A 16,175-nucleotide genomic window follows, 5' to 3' on the forward strand; every position below is an offset into this window, starting at 1 on the left:
GGCTAGTCGCGGTCCCAGGCGTAGGGGTCGACGTAGATGACGTGGCCGCCGCGGTCGTCGGACTCGTCCACGATGTCCTTGCGCGGCGGGCGGGCCGGGCCGTCCGAGGGCTCGGCCGGGCGGGGGCGGGCCTGGGCCAGGGTCTCGGCCTCGGCGGAGGCGTGCTCGTCCTGCCAGTCGTCCCTGATGACCGGGATCTCCTGGGTGTCGGCCTCGGTGGCGTCCATCCAGTGGCCGGGCAGGGGGCGCGGGTCGGACTCGGCCAGGCCCACCTTGCTGGCCGCCTTGGCGATGGCCGCCCCCGCCTTGCGGACCGGGGCGGCGGCCTTGTCGAGCGGCGCGCGGGCCTTCTTGTTGAGCAGCAGCAGGTTGGCCACGCCCGCCGAGATGCCGGCCGCCACGCCCACCTCCAGGGCCACCGACAGGGCCACCTCCCAGGGGGACGGGCCGATCGCCGACAGCCGGCCGCCGCCGATGGGCCCGCCGGACAGCGCGGCCAGCAGGCCGGCGACCAGGCCGGTGGAGACGCCGGTCAGGAAGCCCCACAGGGGGGCGGCCTCGTACGAATGCGAGGGCGAGATCCGGGCCACGAACACGCCCGCCACCGCGCCCGCCGCGAACGGCAGCGCGATCACCGCCATCATCCACGCGGGCACGGGCCCGCTCTCGGGCAGCGCGCCCAGCAGCGGCAGGCTCGGCACCGTGCCGAGCTCGACGCCGGTCGGGGCGACCAGCGTGTCCGCGCCGATGGCGAAGCCGGGGCCGGCGATGTAGGAGGAGGCCCAGATCACGGCGTTGAGCAGGTAGAGGAGCTGGAGCAGCAACAGCAGCACGCCGCCGACGAAGCCGGGCGCGAGCACGTTCGACAGGTCCCTGACCTGGCCGAAGTTCAGCACGACCGCGACCAGCACCAGCCCCAGCCCGGACGCCAGCAGGGCGGTGGTGGCGACCGCCGTGCCGACCGTGACCGCCCGCAGCCGCTCGGGCAGCAGCTTGAGCATGATCCGCCACGGGCCGATCATGCGCGCGGTGGCCAGCGAGCCCGCCAGGAAGGCCAGCACGAAGTGGCTGAGCAGCGCCTCGCCGATGAACGGCTGGGTGATCTCGTTGCTCGCCACCAGCGCGATCAGCCCGGCCAGCAGCGCGTAGGGGGCCGCCAGCGAGACGCCGGCCTGGCCGACCAGCACGAGCTGCGCGCGGCGGCGGGCGTTGGCCTGCTCGCGCGGGCTGTTCTTGGGCAGCCGGGCGGGCAGGCGCAGCCGCAGGTCGGCGTCGCGGGCCATCCACCGGCCGGCGCGGTAGAGCAGGAAGGCGGGCAGCACCATCAGCCCGAGGGGCAGCAGCCCGACCCGGCCGCCGGGCATGGCGAACCCCGCGTGGTGCGCGGCCAGCCAGAGCTGCGCCGCGGCGCGGAACACGCCGGGCAGGCCCGCGCCGAGCGTGCCGCGCGGCGCGGCGATCCAGCCGACGAGGGTGAGCGTGGTGAGCACGGCCAGACCGACGCCGAGCGTGCAGGCGGCGGCGAGCATGCCCGACACGGGTAGCGGCCGCCTCGTCTCGTCGTCGTCGGTCGAGACCCCGGGGAGCTTGCCGAGCACCGACTTGGGGGCGGTACGCAACTGGTCGAGAATGGCCGTCACAGATGTGATTTTCTCAATCTTTCCCAACCATCGCTTGGTTGACGCGCCGCAGCGGGTCCACTTTGTCGCCGTGAGACCCCCGCGAACGCGCCCCGCGCCCTTTTCCCGCCCTTTACGCGCCGCCCGGCGGGCCCTGGGACGCCCGGCGGCATGGAAAAGCCCCGCATGGCGGCGGCCAGGCGGGGCTTTTCCAGCGTGACTAGCGGGACTGCATGATCTCGCGCATCAGGCGGGCCGTCTCGGAGGGGGTCTTGCCGACGCGGACGCCGACCTTCTCCAGGGCCTCCTTCTTGGCCTGGGCGGTGCCGGCCGAGCCGGAGACGATGGCGCCGGCGTGGCCCATCGTCTTGCCCTCGGGGGCGGTGAAGCCCGCGACGTAGGCCACGACCGGCTTGGTGACGTGCTGCTCGATGTAGGCCGCGGCACGCTCCTCGGCGTCGCCGCCGATCTCACCGATCATCACGATCGCGTCGGTGTCGGGGTCGTCCTGGAAGGCCTGGAGCGCGTCGATGTGCGTGGTGCCGATGACCGGGTCGCCGCCGATGCCGACCGCGGTCGAGAAACCGAAGTCGCGCAGCTCGTACATGAGCTGGTAGGTCAGCGTGCCGGACTTCGAGACCAGGCCGATGCGGCCGGCGGTGGTGATGTCGGCGGGGATGATGCCGGCGTTGGAGGCGCCGGGCGAGGCGATGCCGGGGCAGTTGGGCCCGATGATGCGGGTCTTGTTGCCCTTGGCCACCGCGTACGCCCAGAACTCGGTCGAGTCGTGGACCGGGATGCCTTCGGTGATCACGACGCAGAGCGGGATCTCGGCGTCGACGGCCTCCTTGACGGCGGCCTTGGTGTGGGCCGGCGGCACGAAGACGACCGACACGTCGGCGCCGGTCTGCTCCATGGCCTCCTTCACCGTGCCGAACACGGGCAGGCCCTCGTGCGTGATGCCCGCCTTGCGGGCGTTGACGCCGCCGACGACCTTCGCGCCGGAGGCGAGCATGCGGCGGGTGTGCTTGGTGCCCTCACCGCCGGTCATGCCCTGAACAATGATCTTGCTGTTCTCGGTCAGCCAGATAGCCATGACTCACGCACCTACCGCAGCGAGCTCGGCGGCCCGCTTGGCCGCGTCGTCCATCGTGTCAACCAGCTCGACCCGCGGGAGCGCGGCGTCGGCCAGGATCTGCCGCCCGAGCTGGGCGTTGTTGCCGTCGAGGCGGACCACCAGCGGGTGCGTCACGGCCTCGCCGCGGCTCTCCAGCAGCTTGAACGCCGAGACGATGCCGTTGGCCACGGCGTCGCAGGCGGTGATGCCGCCGAAGACGTTCACGAAGATCGACTTGACGCTCGGGTCGGAGAGGATGATCTCCAGGCCCGCGGCCATGACCTCGGCCGAGGCGCCGCCGCCGATGTCGAGGAAGTTCGCCGGGGACGGCTTGCCGGGGAACGCCTCGCCCGCGTAGGCCACCACGTCGAGGGTGGACATGACCAGGCCCGCGCCGTTGCCGATGATGCCGACGTTGCCGTCGAGCTTGACGTAGTTGAGGTCCTTCTCCTTGGCCTTGGCCTCCAGAGGGTCCTCGGCGGCCTTGTCGGCCAGCGCCTCGTGGTCGGCCTGGCGGAAGCCGGCGTTCTCGTCGAGGGTGACCTTGCCGTCGAGGGCCTTCACCTGGCCGTCGGCCGACAGGATCATCGGGTTGACCTCGACCAGCGTGGCGTCCTCGTCGACGAAGCAGTGCCACAGCTTCTCGATGAGCTCGGCGGCGCCGTCGAGCGACTTCTCGGGCAGCCCGCCGGCCACCGCGATCTCGCGGGCCTTGGCGCGGTCGATGCCGTCGAGGGCCGAGACCGGCACCTTGGCGACCTTCTCGGGCGTGCTGTGGGCGACCTCTTCGATGTCCATGCCGCCGGCGGCGGAGCAGATCGCGAGGAAGGTACGGTTGGCGCGGTCGAGCAGGAAGGAGAAGTAGTACTCCTCCGCGATCGCGCTGGCCTCCTCCACGAGCACCTTGTGGACCGTGTGGCCCTTGATGTCCATGCCGAGGATGGCGGTGGCCTTCTCGACGGCGTCGGCGGCGTCGTCGGCCACCTTCACGCCGCCGGCCTTGCCGCGACCGCCGGTCTTGACCTGGGCCTTGACGACAACGCGGCCGGTCAGCTCCTCAGCCGCCGCCCGCACCTCCTCCACGGTGTTGGCGACGATGCCGCGTGGCACCGGGATGCCGTAGTCAGCGAAGAGCTCCTTCGCCTGATGTTCGAACAGGTCCACGAGGGTCCGTCCTTGCTTATCCGACTGATGTTCGACGGCCCGGGCAACTGCGCTGACGGTCGCGTCCGCTCGCCGCTCGTGTCGGCTTCGTGCCTCGCTCTCTCACGGCGAGCTCCTACGCTCAGGGGTGCGTGCCGGGCGTTTCCGCCAGTGAAGCCTAGCCCCAAGCTTGACCTGCACAGGTCATCGGGGCACGGTTCTTCCGCTATGTGACGGTGATCTCACTTCACCATGTCCTCCTCTGCACCGAAAGTGCACCAATTTGCTGCCTTATGCGGTGTCTGTCGATATATGGTCGTGATCTTCAATTGGCAGGATTCCTGCTCCCCTCATTCTTGATCTGAAGGAATCGGATGAAGCGAATTATCGCGGGCCTGGCCCTGGCCAGTGCGGCGGCGCTCGTGACCGCGACCCCGGCCCAGGCCGCGCCCGCGGATCCGGCGAAGGCGCTGAAGAAGCAGTACGTCGCCGGACACGGCGTACGGTTCACCGAGACGTCCCGCTCCTCGATGGACGGCAAGAGCACCGGAACCATGAAGACGTCCGGCGTTCTGGAGTTCGGCAGGTCCGGAATCGTCGCCTCGGACGTACGCAATCGCAGCACCGGCAAGAACGCCGACCTGTACGCGTCACTGTTGCCGTCGCGGACCATCACCGTGGGCAAGCACGTATATGCGCAGGGCGGCCTTTACAGCGAGGGCCTGCCCGAGGGCAAGAAGTGGGTCCGCTACCCCGACACCGGCCTGCGGATGAGCACCTCCAACCAGATGCTGGACGTCTTCGAGCCCAAGGTGCTGAAGATGCTCGTCTCCCACGCCGCGAGCACCAAGGGCGGGATCTACCGCGGCTCGGTCACGGTGAAGGAACTCGGCAAGATCTACGGCCAGAGCGTCGAGAAGAAGATCGCCAAGGTCAAGGTCTCGTACCTGCTCGCCGTGAACTCCAAGGGCCTGGTCACCAGGGTCGTCAGCGACTGGACCCTCGACTTCGGCATCCTCGGCGCCAGCCACAGCACGACCGAGACCCGCTTCACCGGCTGGGGCGCCAAGGTCAAGGTCAAGGCCCCGCCGGCCGACCAGGTGGCCGACATCACCGACCTCGGCGACGACAGCGCCGTTCCGCAGGACATCCCGGACGGCTCCCTCAACTCCCTGGGCAGCATCAGGTAGCCCCCCCTCCTAAGGACACTCATGAAGCGATTGCTCGCGGCCGCGGTGACGGCCGCGGCTCTCATCCCGGCCGTCCCCGCACAGGCGGCCGTGGACCCGGTCGCCGCCCTGAAGCGGCAGTTCGTCCCCGGCCACGGGGTGACGATCTCCGAGACCGCGCGGACCGAGTCGAAGCGTCCGCGTGACGGCCAGGTCACCCGCATGGCCGGCTCCGTGGAGTTCGGCGCGTCCGGGCCCGTCGCGGCCGACGTCGTGTTCCGGACGATCGGCGCGGACGACAGCCGGCAACGCTGGATCAGCGTCGGCGGCAAGGTCTACGTGCAGGCGGCCGACCTGGCCGATGACCTGCCCATGGGCAGGACGTGGGTGCTCATGGAGCACCTCAAGGGCAAGGTGATCACCTCGGCCCAGCCGGTCGACGTGCTGGCGCCCAGGACGGTCAAGGCCCTGGTCTCGCATGCCGCCGGCGTCAAGGACGGCCTCCGCCAGGGCGCGCTGACGCTCGCGCAGGCGCGCGGGGCCGGCGCGTACGAAGGCTTCCGCTACCGGCTGGGCCTGAACGCCCAGGCGTTGCCCGACCGCGTCGTCACCGGCCAGAGCCTCACCCCGGGCTCGCGGAGCGTCGTCGAGACCCGGCTTTCGGGCTGGGGCGCGAAGGTCAGCGTCAAGGCCCCTCCGGTGGACGAGGTCATCACCTACAAGGAGCTGATGGCCGAGAAGCGGGCGAGAGCCGAGAAGCTCCGCCAGGCCATCCCCGACGGTTCAACCAGCTCGCTCGGCCTGTTCGACTGAGCCGCCGAGCTGTCGACAATCCCCCTCGAATCAAGGACACAACCGCACATGAAGCGAACCCTCACCGGCGTCGCGCTGGCGACGGCCGCCGCCCTGGTGGCCGCCACCCCCGCGCTGCTCGCGACTCCGGCCCAGGCGGCCGCGCCCAAGAACCCCGTGGCCGCCGTGAAGAAGCAGCTCGTCCCCGGCAAGGGGGTGAAGTTCAGCGAGCGCATCAGCGTCACCGACGGCGTGCGCAGCGAGGTCTTCATCCGGCGCACGGGAACCTTCCAGTTCAGCAGGTCGGGTGTCGCCGCCTCGGACATCACGGGCAAGTTCGCCCTCAACATGTCCGACCTGGGCGACGAGGCCTCGGAAGAGCTCAAGGCCCTCGCCACGCCCGAGCGCACGATCCGGATCGGCACGACGTCGTACCTGTCCGGCGGCATGTGGACCACGGTCCTGCCTGAGGGCGAGACCTGGTTCAAGGCCAAGAACGGCCCGACGGGCGGCATCACCGGCGTGTTCGGCCAGCCGGTGAACGTCGCCGAGCAGGCCACGCTCAAGACCCTGCTCAAGACCGCCAAGCCGGTGAGCGGCGGCTACGCCGGCACGATCACCGTCCGCGACCTGCGGAAGGTCTCGCCCTGGTACCGGGCGACCGGGATCGACACGCGGCCCACGGCCAAGGCGCTGAAGAGCGTCATCAGCTGGAAGCTCACGCTCGACGCGGCCGGCCTGCCGGTGCGCCTGGTGGCCACGTTCCCGCAGGCCGCGATCACCGGCTCCGGTTCCAAGAAGGACGGCGTGCGGGTCGACACCCGCTTCACCGGCTGGGGCGGCGCCGTGTCGATCAAGGCTCCGACGGCTGAGGACGTCTCCAGCGAGTTCGAGAACGGCAAGGACGACATCTCCTCCCTCGACCTGCCGTTCGGCGTGAGCGTCGCCAAGTAGCACCCGCCCGTGCCGAGGCCCGCGCCCGTCCCGTCGCCGCTTGGCGGGACGGGCGCGGCGCCCGGCCCGCCGGGCCCGGGTCAGGCGAGGCGGGAGTCGCGCAGGGCGGCCCACTCCAGCGAGTGCCTGATGCCCTCCTCGACGGTGAACCTCGTCTCCCAGCCGAGCAGCCGCCGCGCCCGGTCGCTGCGCGTGTACGCCCCCGCCACGTCACCGGGCCGGGCGGGCGCCTCGACCACGTCGATCGGCCGGTCGACGACCCGGTTGAACGCCTCGGCCAGCTCGCGGACCGTCGTGCCAGCGCCGGTGCCGAGGTTGATCACGTCGGCGTCCAGGGAGTCGAACCGGCGCAGCGCCGCCACGTGCGCGGCGGCCAGGTCCCAGACGTGGACGTAGTCGCGGATGCCCGTGCCGTCGCTCGTCGGGTAGTCGGTGCCGGTGATCGCGAACGGCACGCCGTCCTCGTACGCCTCGATCATCTTGCCCAGGGCGTGGCTGGGACGGCGCAGTTGCAGGCCCGTGCGCATCGCCGGGTCGGCCCCGATCGGGTTGAAGTAGCGCAGCGACAGGATGCGGATCGGCCGGGTGGCGGCGATGTCGGCGAACATGGCCTCGCAGACCGCCTTGGTCCGCGCGTACGGGCTCTGCGGGGCGAGCGGCGAGCTCTCGTCCACGGTGTGGTCCGCGCCGGCCTGGTAGATCGACGCGGACGAGCTGAAGATCATCCGCTCGCAGCCGTTGCGCAGCAGGTGGTCGGCGAACTCCAGGCTCTTGGCGACGTTGGCGCGGTAGTAGCCGACCGGGTCCGCGACGGAGTCGGGCACGACGATCAGGGCCGCGCAGTGGACGACGGCCTCGATGTCGGGGTGCTCGGCGAAGATCTTGTCGACGAGGGCGCCGTCGCCGATGTCGCCCTCGTAGAAGATCCGTCCGTCGGCGAACTCCCTGCGGCCCGTCACGAGGCTGTCGAGGATCACGGGCTCGATGCCGGCGTCGAGACACGCCGACCCGATCGTGCTGCCGATATAGCCCGCCCCACCGGTAATCAATACGCGCATGCCCGAACCCTACGGGGATGTCAGGGGGGCGCGCGCCGTCTCGATGATCTTCGTGTGGTCCGGCCCGCGGGAGACATCGTGTCGATCTCCGGCTGGTCATGACGGCCCAGCCGTGCGACATTTCCTGGTATGGGCAGGGACGTGCCAGTCGTCGTGTTCAGCCGGGACGATCGCCGGAAATATCGGGAAAAGGTGCGTCGATGTCTCGACGTCTTCGCCCAGATGTTGCGCGAGTCCCGCTTCGAGTTCGACCGCCCCCAGGCCGGCCTGGAGATCGAGCTCAACATCGTGGACGCCCGTGGCGAGGCCGCCATGCGCAACGCCCAGGTGCTGGCCGCGATCGAGCAGCCGGACTGGGCCACCGAGCTGGGCCAGTTCAACATCGAGATCAACGTCGAGCCCCGGGAGCTGACCGGCGACGGCCCGCTCCACCTGGAGGCGGACGTACGAAGGCGGCTCAACCACGCCGAGGAGCGCGCCCGCTCCCAGGACGGGCACCTGGTGCTGGTCGGCATCCTGCCCACGCTGCGCGAGCAGGACATCAGCGAGGGCACCCTGTCGGCCAACCCCCGCTACCGCCTGCTCAACGAGCAGATCTTCGCCGCCCGCGGCGAGGACCTGCACCTGTGCATCGAGGGCGTGGAACGCCTCGACACCCACGCCGACAGCGTCGCGCCCGAGGCCGCGTGCACCAGCGTCCAGCTCCACCTCCAGGTCAGCCCGGAGGCGTTCGCGCCGCACTGGAACGCCGCCCAGGTCATCGCGGGCCCCCAGGTCGCCGTCGCGGCCAACTCCCCCTACCTGTTCGGCAAGGAGCTGCACCGCGAGACCAGGATCGCGCTGTTCGAGCAGGCCACCGACACGCGTCCGGCCGAGCTGAAGACGCAGGGCGTGCGGCCGCGGGTGTGGTTCGGGGAACGCTGGATCACCAGCGTCTTCGACCTGTTCGAGGAGAACGTCAGCTATTACCCGGCGCTGCTGCCTCTGTGCGAGGAGGAGGACCCGCGGGCCGAGCTGGACCAGGGACGCATCCCCCAGCTGCACGAGCTGACCCTGCACAACGGCACCATCTACCGCTGGAACCGGCCCGTCTACGCGGTCGTGGACGGCGTGCCGCACCTGCGCGTGGAGAACCGCGTCCTGCCCGCCGGGCCCACGGTCGCCGACATCGCCGCGAACGCCGCGTTCTACTACGGCCTGATGCGCGTGCTCCCGTCGGCCGAGCGGCCGATCTGGAGCCAGATGTCCTTCCGCACCGCCGAGGACAACCTCGCCGCCGCGGCCCGGCACGGCCTGGACGCCCGGCTGTACTGGCCGGGGCTGGGCGAGGTGCCGGCGGCCGAGCTGATCCTGCGCCGGCTGCTGCCCATGGCGCGCGAGGGCCTGGCCGCGTGGGGGGTGCACACGCCGGTCGCCGACCGGCTGCTCGGCATCATCGAGGGACGCTGCCTGACCGGCCGCACGGGCGCGACGTGGCAGGTCGAACGGGTGCGCGCGCAGGGCGGCGACCGCCACGAGGCGTTACGCGCCATGACGTTGGACTACATCGAGCGCATGCACGGCAACGATCCGGTGCACACTTGGGACGTGTGAACCTCGTGCGACCCCGCCTCCTCGTCCTGGCCCTCGTCCTGCTGCTGGCCGGCTGCGGCCTCACCCGGCCCGCGTCCAGGGACGTCCAGGGGGCCGACACGTTCGAGGACGACATCCGGGCCGCGCGCACGCTCACCGAGTCGTTCTGGACGGAGTTCTTCGACCAGCAGGGGATGACTTATCGGCCTATAGCCGACTTCATCCCTTACTCCGGGAGTTCGGGGCCTTCCTGCGGGGGCGAGCCGTCCGTGCCGAACAACGCCTTCTACTGCCCCGAGGGCCATTTCATCGCCTACGACCAGGCCTGGATGGAGTCCCTGTGGAACGACATGGGCGACGGCTCGGTGTACGTGATCATCCCCCACGAGTTCGGGCACGCCGTACAGGCCCAGCTCAGGACCGGCTTCGAGCTGAACGTCCAGGCCGAGCTGCAGGCCGACTGCTACGCCGGCGGGACGCTGGCGGCCCTGGTCGGCTCAGGCTCCCTGCGCGCCCAGCCCGGTGACGAGGACGAGCTCATGACCAGCCTGGAGGCCGCCGGCGACCCCACGGACGACTGGCTGGACCCCGCCGCCCACGGCACCGCCGAGCAACGCCAGTCCTCCTTCGCCGGCGGCTACGAGGACGGCGTGGGCGCCTGCTGAGGGTGTACGCGCGGGTCAACCCAGAGGATGATGTGTCTGATCATGACCTGCCTCTACGGTGGAGGCATGCCACTGGAGGAGATCGGCTGGCTGCGCAGAGGCGCGTGCAGGTCCAGCGACCCTGACCTCTTCTTCCCGCTCGCGCCCTCACCGTTGCAGGAGGCCCGCGCGAAGGCGGTCTGCGCCCGCTGCCCGGTCATCGACGAGTGCCGCTCCTACGCCTTACGCGAGGGCGAGACGGAAGGCATCTGGGGCGGCCTCACCCCCCAGGAACGCCGCCGCACCCGCTTCCCCGCCGGCTGGCGCAACTCCGCCGCCTCCTGACCCCACCCACCGACCACCCCGCCCCCACCGGGCGCCGGCGTTCTGTGATGCGACGTAGCCTGCAAGGGTGCTGTTGCGCTCGATCGCCGTCCTCACCGCCGCCAACGTCCTCAACAACAAGATCGCCCCCAGGCTCGCTCCGCTGACCTCCGCCGCCGCCACCGCCGCGCTCGTGGCCATGGCACGCGGGCACGGGGTGTCGTGGCGTGAGCTGGGGTTCGAGAAGGCGTCCCGCGGAGCGGCCGTCGGCGGCGCGCTGGCGACAGCGGTGGCCGCCATCTACACCGTGGGCATCTCCGTGCCCCGCACCAGGCCGCTCTTCCACGACGAGCGCGCCCTGTCGCTCTCGCGCGCCCGCGCCCTGGAGGAGGCCCTGCTCCAGGTCCCCCTGGGCACGGTCCTGCTGGAGGAGGTCGGGTTCCGCGGCGCGCTGCACGGCATGCTGGCCCGCCGCCACGGCCCGGCCGCCGCCACGGCGGTCTCCTCGGCCCTGTTCGGCCTCTGGCACATCCTCCCGGCGATCGACATGGCCCGCGCGAACCCGGCGCTCGGCGCGCTGACCGCGGGCGAGTCGCCCGCCCGTCTCGACGTCGCGCGGGTGGTGGCGGGCAGCGTGGTGTCCACGGCGGCGGCGGGGGTGCTCTTCTGCGAGCTCCGACGGCGCGGCGGGCTGCTGGCGCCGTCGATGCTGCACCTGGCGACCAACTCGCTCGGCTACCTCTTCGCGAGGATCGCGGCGAAGGCCGGGCGCGACAGCCGGGGGAAGACTTCCTCCGGCGGGGGATGAGATTTCCACCTCAGAAGATGAGAATCCTTCCTCACGTCCTTGGAACGGTCCAGGAAGTTCGCCTCGCTGCCTTTACCTTCACCCGAGACACGCATCGCGGGAGCTCTCACTGACTCCCTGAATGCGGCTATCAAGATCAAAGTCCTGATATGCGGTGGAGGTACGGAGGTGGTGCTGCATGCGTACGCTGATCGACGTCGACAGGGACCAGGAGAGGGCCGGCGCATTCGAGGCATTCGAGTTCTGGCGTACCGAGGGAAGCCCGGATCTCCTGGACCGGGGGATCATCCGGCATGTGTGGCGACCACAGGACTGACGTACCTCCTCGACAAGAGCGCCCTCACCCGCATCCGGACGAGCGACGCGGTCGCCAGGGCTCTTCACCCGCTCTATCTGGCCCGGGTCGTCGCGACCTGCGCCGTCATCGATCTGGAGGTGCTCCGCAGCGCCTGTGATCTCCCCCATTACCGGCGCATCCTGCGTGCGCAGCGCCAGTGCGTCAGCCTGCCGCTGAACCAGGAGGTGCAGTCGCGGGCCGTCGAGGTGCAGAGGCAGCTGGTCGGGATCTCTCACCACCGCGGCATCGGGCCGAGCGACCTGCTGATCGCCGCCTGTGCCGAGGTGCACCAGGCGACGATCCTGCACTACGACCGGGCCTTCGACATCATCTCCGAGGTCACCGGGCAGCCCGCGCTCTGGGTGGTGCCGCCGGGCTCGATCCCCTGAGCCGGGAGCGGAACGACCGGGTCAGGCCGTGGGCACGACCTGGAAGCCCTCCGCGTAGTGGCCCTCGCCGAAGCCGGCCTGCTCGGCCCAGGCGGCGAAGCGGCCACGGACGAAGTCGACGAAGCCCTCGACGTGGGCGACCTGGCTGACGTGCGACTGCAAGGCCGCGAGCTTGCGGTCCATGACCGCGGTGACGTCCACCCAGTGGTTGGGGGTGGAGCCGCCGTTCAGCCAGACCTCCCTGACCGTCCACGCCTCCAGGCCCTCCTCGCGCAGCAGCTCGGGGAAGGCGTAGGGGTTGCGGGCGTCGGGGTAGACCGCGTCGAGCGCGGCCCCGCCCACGGCCCGGTGGTCGGGGTGGCTGGGGGCGACGAACTGGTAGTTGCGGTCGGGGTGGTGGGTGATGACCAGGTCGGGGCGTACCTGGCGGATCACCCGGGCGATGTCGCGCCGGAGGTCGAGCGAGGGCACCACCCGGCCGTCGGAGTAGCCGAGGAAGCGCACGTCCGTCACGCCGACGGCCTTGGCCGCGGCGAGCTGCTCGGTCCTGCGGAGCTCGGCCATGCCGGAGTTGTCGAGGGTGCGCTCGTTGCCGCCGGCGTCGCCGTCGGTGACGAGCAGGTACGTGACCTCCACGCCCCGCTCCACGAACAGCGCCACGCTTCCCGCCGCCGCGAAGTCGACGTCGTCGGGATGCGCGGTCACGACAAGTACCCGGTTGATCTCGGCTTTCGCCAGCATGGCTTCCCTTCCTGGACCCTGTACGGAGGACAACCGGCACCCCGTCGGAGGCATTCCGGGCGCCGTTTGTCGGTGGCGCGTCTTAACCTAGGTGGGTGCCGACCCAAGTCTCTGTTGACCACCCCTTGCTCGACGGCCTCAACCCCCAGCAGCGCGAGGCCGTGATCCATCATGGCAGCCCCCTGCTCATCGTGGCGGGGGCGGGGTCGGGGAAGACGCGGGTGCTCACCCACCGCATCGCCTACCTGCTGGCCGAGCGCAACGCGCATCCGGGCGAGATCCTGGCCATCACCTTCACCAACAAGGCCGCCCGGGAGATGAAGGAGCGCATCGACAAGCTCGTCGGGCCGCGTTCCAAGGCGATGTGGGTGATGACGTTCCACAGCGCCTGCATGCGCATCCTGCGGCGCGAGGCCAAGCGGCTGGGCTTCCCGTCCAGCTTCTCGATCTACGACCAGGCCGACTCCCAGCGGCTGATGGCGATGGTCTGCAGGGAGATGGAGCTCGATCCGAAGCGCTACCCGCCGCGTTCGTTCTCGGCGCAGGTCAGCAACTTCAAGAACGAGCTGGTCGACTACGAGACCGCGCTCGACAGGGCGGGCTCCCACCTGGAGAAGACGCTCGCGCAGGCGTACAAGGCCTATCAGCTCAAGCTGACCGAGGCCGGCGCGATGGACTTCGACGACATCATCATGAACACGGTGACGTTGTTCCAGCTCTTCCCCGAGGTGGCCGAGCACTACCGGATGCGGTTCAGGCACGTGCTGGTCGACGAGTACCAGGACACCAACCACGCCCAGTACATCCTGATCCGCGAGCTGGTGGGCCATCCCGAGCTGCGCACCGCCGACGGCGACGTCGTGCGTCCGGGCGCCGACATGTCCGAGCTGTGCGTGGTGGGCGACGCCGACCAGTCGATCTACGCCTTCCGCGGCGCGACGATCCGCAACATCCTGGAGTTCGAGCGCGACTACCCCGACGCCCGCACGATCCTGCTGGAGCAGAACTACCGCTCCACCCAGAACATCCTGGCCGCGGCCAACGCGGTGATCGCGCGCAACGAGGGCCGCAAGCCGAAGAACCTCTGGTCCGACCAGGGCGACGGTCCCAAGATCGTGGGCTACGTCGCCGACAACGAGCACGACGAGGCCATGTTCGTGGCCCAGGAGGTCGACCGGCTCAGCGACGAGGAGGGCGTCAAGCCGAGCGAGGTCGCGGTGTTCTACCGGACCAACGCCGCCTCGCGCGTGTTCGAGGAGATCTTCATCCGCACCGGGCTGCCGTACAAGGTGGTCGGGGGCGTGCGCTTCTACGAGCGCAAGGAGGTCAAAGACCTGCTGGCCTACCTGCGGGTGCTGGCCAACCCGGCCGACGTCGTGTCGATGCGGCGCATCCTCAACGTGCCCAAGCGCGGCATCGGCGAGCGGGCCGAGGCCATGATCGAGGCGCTGTCCTCGCGCGAGCGCATCTCGTTCTGGGACGCGCTGCGCCGGGCCGACGAGGCGTACGGCATGGCGACGCGCTCGCTCAACGCGGTGCGCGAGTTCGTGGCGATGCTGGAGGAGCTGATCGCCAAGGCCGAGGGCGTGCCGCCGTCGACGCTGGCCGAGGAGATCCTGGTGGCCACCGGCTACCGCGCCGAGCTGGAGGCCTCCGAAGACCCCCAGGACGAGTCCCGCCTGGAGAACCTCAACGAGCTCGTCTCGGTGGCCTCGGAGTTCGAGGAGGCCAACCCCGAGGGCACGCTGGTGGAGTTCCTGGAGCAGGTGTCGCTGGTCGCCGACGCCGACCAGATCCCCGACGCCGACGGCGGGCAGGGCGTCGTCACGCTGATGACGCTGCACACGGCCAAGGGGCTGGAGTTCCCGGTCGTCTTCCTGACCGCGATGGAGGACGGCGTTTTCCCGCACGTCCGGTCGCTGGGTGAGCCGAAGGAGCTGGAGGAGGAGCGGCGGCTGGCCTACGTCGGCATCACCCGGGCGCAGAAGCGGCTCTACCTCACGCGGGCGGCGGTGCGCAGCTCGTGGGGGTCGCCGTCGTTCAACCCCGCCTCGCGGTTCGTCAACGAGGTGCCGGGGCAGCTCATCGACTGGCGTACCGACCCCGAGAAGTCGGCCTGGAGCGCGGCGACGCGGCGGGAGCCGGCTGCGCGGCCGGCGCCCAGGAGCGGCGGCGGCGGGTCGCGGCAGATCCTGTCGCTGACGCCCGGCGATCGGGTGACGCACGACAAGTGGGGGCTCGGCACGGTGGTGGCCGTGGACGGGGTGGCGGAGAAGACCAAGGTCAAGATCGACTTCGGCGCCGACGGGGAGAAGACGCTGCTGCTGGCGTACGCACCCCTGGAGAAGCTCTGACCTCTGAGGGTCGACGGGCGCCCGACGGCGCAGGGCGGATCGGAGCTCTGAGGCCCCGGCCCACGACAGCGGGGGCCAGGCTCTGAGGAGCCGGGTCCCGGCGGCGGGTCGGGGGGTGAGGCGCCTGGTTCGCGGTGGTGAGGGCAGGGCGCTTGGAGGTGGCCCTGCCGCTCCGCCTCCGGGTCAGGGCTTGAGGGCGCTGCCCTGCTTCCACTGGGTCCAGTTGAGCTGCCAGTAGCTCCAGCCGTTGCGCCAGTCGAGCTTGCGCTTGGTTCCGGTGATCTTGACGACGTCACCGCGCTGGGCGATGCCGTAGAACCACTTGGCGCCCTGCGGAGTGGCGCGCACGCAGCCGTGGCTCTGGTTGGAGCGGCCGAGGTACTGGTAGTAGCCGGCGCTCTGGTGCACGTACTCGCCGCTGTCGGAGATGCGCACCGCCCAAGGGATCTCCTCCTTGTAGTAGCGCGGGTCCTTGGGGTCGGTCACCCCCATCCAGGACGACGTCATCGTCTCGACGGACTTCTTGCCCATGGTGAGATGCACGCCGCTGGTGGTGAGGTAGACGTCCACGCCGTTGCGCACGAGGCCGCCCCGGCCGGCGCTGATCGCGATCTTCTTGGCGATCTTGCCGTCCCGGTAGACCTTCATCTGGTGCCTGCGGGTGTCGACGACCGAGATGTTCGCGGTGCCGACGGCGAAGCGGCGGGTGACGTCCTCGGCCTTGTTGCCGGGCAGCTGGCTGAGGCGCGCGGTGAACAGCACCTTCTGGTGCGGCTTCCAGTACGTCTTCGTCCGGTAGATGACCTTGCGGGCCGACACCCAGCGCCAGGCGCCCTCGACCGGTTTGTCGGCCTGGACCTCCAGCAGCGCCTCCACGGCGGCCTTGTCCTTCACATCCCGGTCGAACGTGACGATGATCGGGAAACCGACACCGACTTTCTCCGCCGTCTCCGCCATGGGCGTGATGTCGGCGATGTCGAGCTTGACCTTCTTGGCCGGAGCCGCGACGTGGGCAGCCGCGGCGACGCCCACGGGGGCGGTCGTCCGGACCGCCGGGGCCTGCGAGGCTGGCACGCCTTCTGCCGAACAGGCCGCAGCCGAGACCAGTGCGACCATGGCAAGCAACCGGGGGACGCGATTCAAGGGGGTTACTC

Annotated in this window: 16 protein-coding genes; 10 read left to right on the forward strand and 6 right to left on the reverse strand. The window is 70.4% G+C overall.

Annotated features, from left to right (window positions below):
- Positions 1 to 2: 2 nt before the first annotated feature.
- The 3 genes from ACFYUV_RS15535 to sucC all read right to left on the reverse strand — a co-directional run bounded on the left by ACFYUV_RS15535 (position 3) and on the right by sucC (position 3,900).
- Complete coding sequence (locus ACFYUV_RS15535; RefSeq protein ID WP_358282292.1) at positions 3 to 1,640, reverse strand: DUF6350 family protein; 1,638 nt, start codon at positions 1,638 to 1,640, stop codon at positions 3 to 5.
- Between the two features lie 199 nt (positions 1,641 to 1,839).
- On the reverse strand, positions 1,840 to 2,715 hold the full coding sequence (gene sucD, locus ACFYUV_RS15540; protein ID WP_125644468.1) for a succinate--CoA ligase subunit alpha: 876 nt from the start codon (positions 2,713 to 2,715) through the stop codon (positions 1,840 to 1,842).
- A 3-nt stretch (positions 2,716 to 2,718) separates the two neighbouring features.
- On the reverse strand, positions 2,719 to 3,900 hold the full coding sequence (gene sucC, locus ACFYUV_RS15545; RefSeq protein ID WP_352323902.1) for an ADP-forming succinate--CoA ligase subunit beta: 1,182 nt from the start codon (positions 3,898 to 3,900) through the stop codon (positions 2,719 to 2,721).
- 353 nt (positions 3,901 to 4,253) lie between these two features.
- Here sucC and ACFYUV_RS15550 point away from each other — a divergent pair, with 353 nt between their 5' ends.
- The 3 genes from ACFYUV_RS15550 to ACFYUV_RS15560 are packed head-to-tail and all read left to right on the forward strand — an operon-like array spanning position 4,254 to position 6,794.
- Positions 4,254 to 5,069 carry a hypothetical protein gene (locus tag ACFYUV_RS15550; RefSeq protein ID WP_387669139.1) on the forward strand — a complete coding sequence of 272 codons (816 nt, stop codon included), beginning with the start codon at positions 4,254 to 4,256 and terminating at the stop codon, positions 5,067 to 5,069.
- Positions 5,070 to 5,090: 21 nt separating this feature from the next.
- Complete coding sequence (locus ACFYUV_RS15555; RefSeq protein WP_387669141.1) at positions 5,091 to 5,861, forward strand: hypothetical protein; 771 nt, start codon at positions 5,091 to 5,093, stop codon at positions 5,859 to 5,861.
- Between the two features lie 48 nt (positions 5,862 to 5,909).
- A complete protein-coding gene (locus ACFYUV_RS15560) occupies positions 5,910 to 6,794 on the forward strand; it encodes a hypothetical protein (RefSeq protein WP_387669142.1) in 885 nt (294 codons plus the stop codon).
- A gap of 80 nt (positions 6,795 to 6,874) precedes the next feature.
- Here the strand turns inward: ACFYUV_RS15560 and galE are convergent, their stop codons facing one another.
- On the reverse strand, positions 6,875 to 7,852 hold the full coding sequence (gene galE / locus ACFYUV_RS15565) for a UDP-glucose 4-epimerase GalE (protein ID WP_387669143.1): 978 nt from the start codon (positions 7,850 to 7,852) through the stop codon (positions 6,875 to 6,877).
- A gap of 192 nt (positions 7,853 to 8,044) precedes the next feature.
- Between galE and ACFYUV_RS15570 the strand changes: the two genes are divergently transcribed.
- The 6 genes from ACFYUV_RS15570 (at position 8,045) to ACFYUV_RS15595 (ending at position 11,926) form a co-directional block, all read left to right on the forward strand.
- Entirely contained in the window at positions 8,045 to 9,445 is a 1,401-nt protein-coding gene (locus ACFYUV_RS15570; protein ID WP_387669145.1) for a glutamate--cysteine ligase, read from the forward strand.
- Complete coding sequence (locus ACFYUV_RS15575) at positions 9,442 to 10,089, forward strand: neutral zinc metallopeptidase (RefSeq protein ID WP_358282280.1); 648 nt, start codon at positions 9,442 to 9,444, stop codon at positions 10,087 to 10,089. The genes ACFYUV_RS15570 and ACFYUV_RS15575 overlap by 4 nt, the downstream gene beginning before the upstream one ends.
- Positions 10,090 to 10,155: 66 nt before the next feature.
- Complete coding sequence (locus tag ACFYUV_RS15580; RefSeq protein ID WP_352323895.1) at positions 10,156 to 10,413, forward strand: WhiB family transcriptional regulator; 258 nt, start codon at positions 10,156 to 10,158, stop codon at positions 10,411 to 10,413.
- Positions 10,414 to 10,480: 67 nt separating this feature from the next.
- The gene (locus ACFYUV_RS15585) at positions 10,481 to 11,200 is read left to right on the forward strand and encodes a CPBP family intramembrane glutamic endopeptidase (protein ID WP_387669147.1); all 720 of its coding nucleotides are present in this window, start codon (positions 10,481 to 10,483) and stop codon (positions 11,198 to 11,200) included.
- Positions 11,201 to 11,378: 178 nt separating this feature from the next.
- Positions 11,379 to 11,516: a hypothetical protein gene (locus tag ACFYUV_RS15590; protein WP_387669149.1), complete on the forward strand. Its 138-nt coding sequence runs from the start codon at positions 11,379 to 11,381 to the stop codon at positions 11,514 to 11,516.
- Positions 11,498 to 11,926, forward strand: coding sequence for a PIN domain-containing protein (locus ACFYUV_RS15595; RefSeq protein ID WP_387669150.1), 429 nt, complete (start codon positions 11,498 to 11,500; stop codon positions 11,924 to 11,926). Before ACFYUV_RS15590 ends, ACFYUV_RS15595 begins: the two co-directional genes overlap by 19 nt.
- Positions 11,927 to 11,947: 21 nt before the next feature.
- On the opposite strand, the gene ACFYUV_RS15600 is transcribed toward ACFYUV_RS15595, so the two are convergent.
- The gene (locus tag ACFYUV_RS15600) at positions 11,948 to 12,667 is read right to left on the reverse strand and encodes a PIG-L deacetylase family protein (protein ID WP_387669151.1); all 720 of its coding nucleotides are present in this window, start codon (positions 12,665 to 12,667) and stop codon (positions 11,948 to 11,950) included.
- A gap of 125 nt (positions 12,668 to 12,792) precedes the next feature.
- On the opposite strand from ACFYUV_RS15600, the gene pcrA reads away from it, so the two are divergent.
- Positions 12,793 to 15,021 (forward strand): DNA helicase PcrA, encoded by a 2,229-nt coding sequence (gene pcrA / locus ACFYUV_RS15605; protein ID WP_387669276.1) that lies wholly within the window; start codon positions 12,793 to 12,795, stop codon positions 15,019 to 15,021.
- A 183-nt stretch (positions 15,022 to 15,204) separates the two neighbouring features.
- Here the strand turns inward: pcrA and ACFYUV_RS15610 are convergent, their stop codons facing one another.
- Entirely contained in the window at positions 15,205 to 16,095 is an 891-nt protein-coding gene (locus ACFYUV_RS15610) for a L,D-transpeptidase (protein WP_387669153.1), read from the reverse strand.
- Positions 16,096 to 16,175 lie beyond the last annotated feature (80 nt).

Source organism: Nonomuraea sp. NPDC003560 (assembly GCF_042878785.1).
Taxonomy (GTDB): Bacteria; Actinomycetota; Actinomycetes; order Streptosporangiales; family Streptosporangiaceae; genus Nonomuraea.

Bases quoted from the DNA above. Each gene is read 5' to 3' on its own strand.
- sucD (WP_125644468.1), bottom strand. From the start codon at position 2,715: ATGGCTATCTGGCTGACCGAGAACAGCAAGATCATTGTTCAGGGCATG.
- ACFYUV_RS15550 (WP_387669139.1), top strand. From the start codon at position 4,254: ATGAAGCGAATTATCGCGGGCCTGGCCCTGGCCAGTGCGGCGGCGCTC.
- ACFYUV_RS15555 (WP_387669141.1), top strand. From the start codon at position 5,091: ATGAAGCGATTGCTCGCGGCCGCGGTGACGGCCGCGGCTCTCATCCCG.
- ACFYUV_RS15560 (WP_387669142.1), top strand. From the start codon at position 5,910: ATGAAGCGAACCCTCACCGGCGTCGCGCTGGCGACGGCCGCCGCCCTG.
- galE (WP_387669143.1), bottom strand. From the start codon at position 7,852: ATGCGCGTATTGATTACCGGTGGGGCGGGCTATATCGGCAGCACGATC.
- ACFYUV_RS15580 (WP_352323895.1), top strand. From the start codon at position 10,156: ATGCCACTGGAGGAGATCGGCTGGCTGCGCAGAGGCGCGTGCAGGTCC.
- ACFYUV_RS15590 (WP_387669149.1), top strand. From the start codon at position 11,379: ATGCGTACGCTGATCGACGTCGACAGGGACCAGGAGAGGGCCGGCGCA.
- ACFYUV_RS15600 (WP_387669151.1), bottom strand. From the start codon at position 12,667: ATGCTGGCGAAAGCCGAGATCAACCGGGTACTTGTCGTGACCGCGCAT.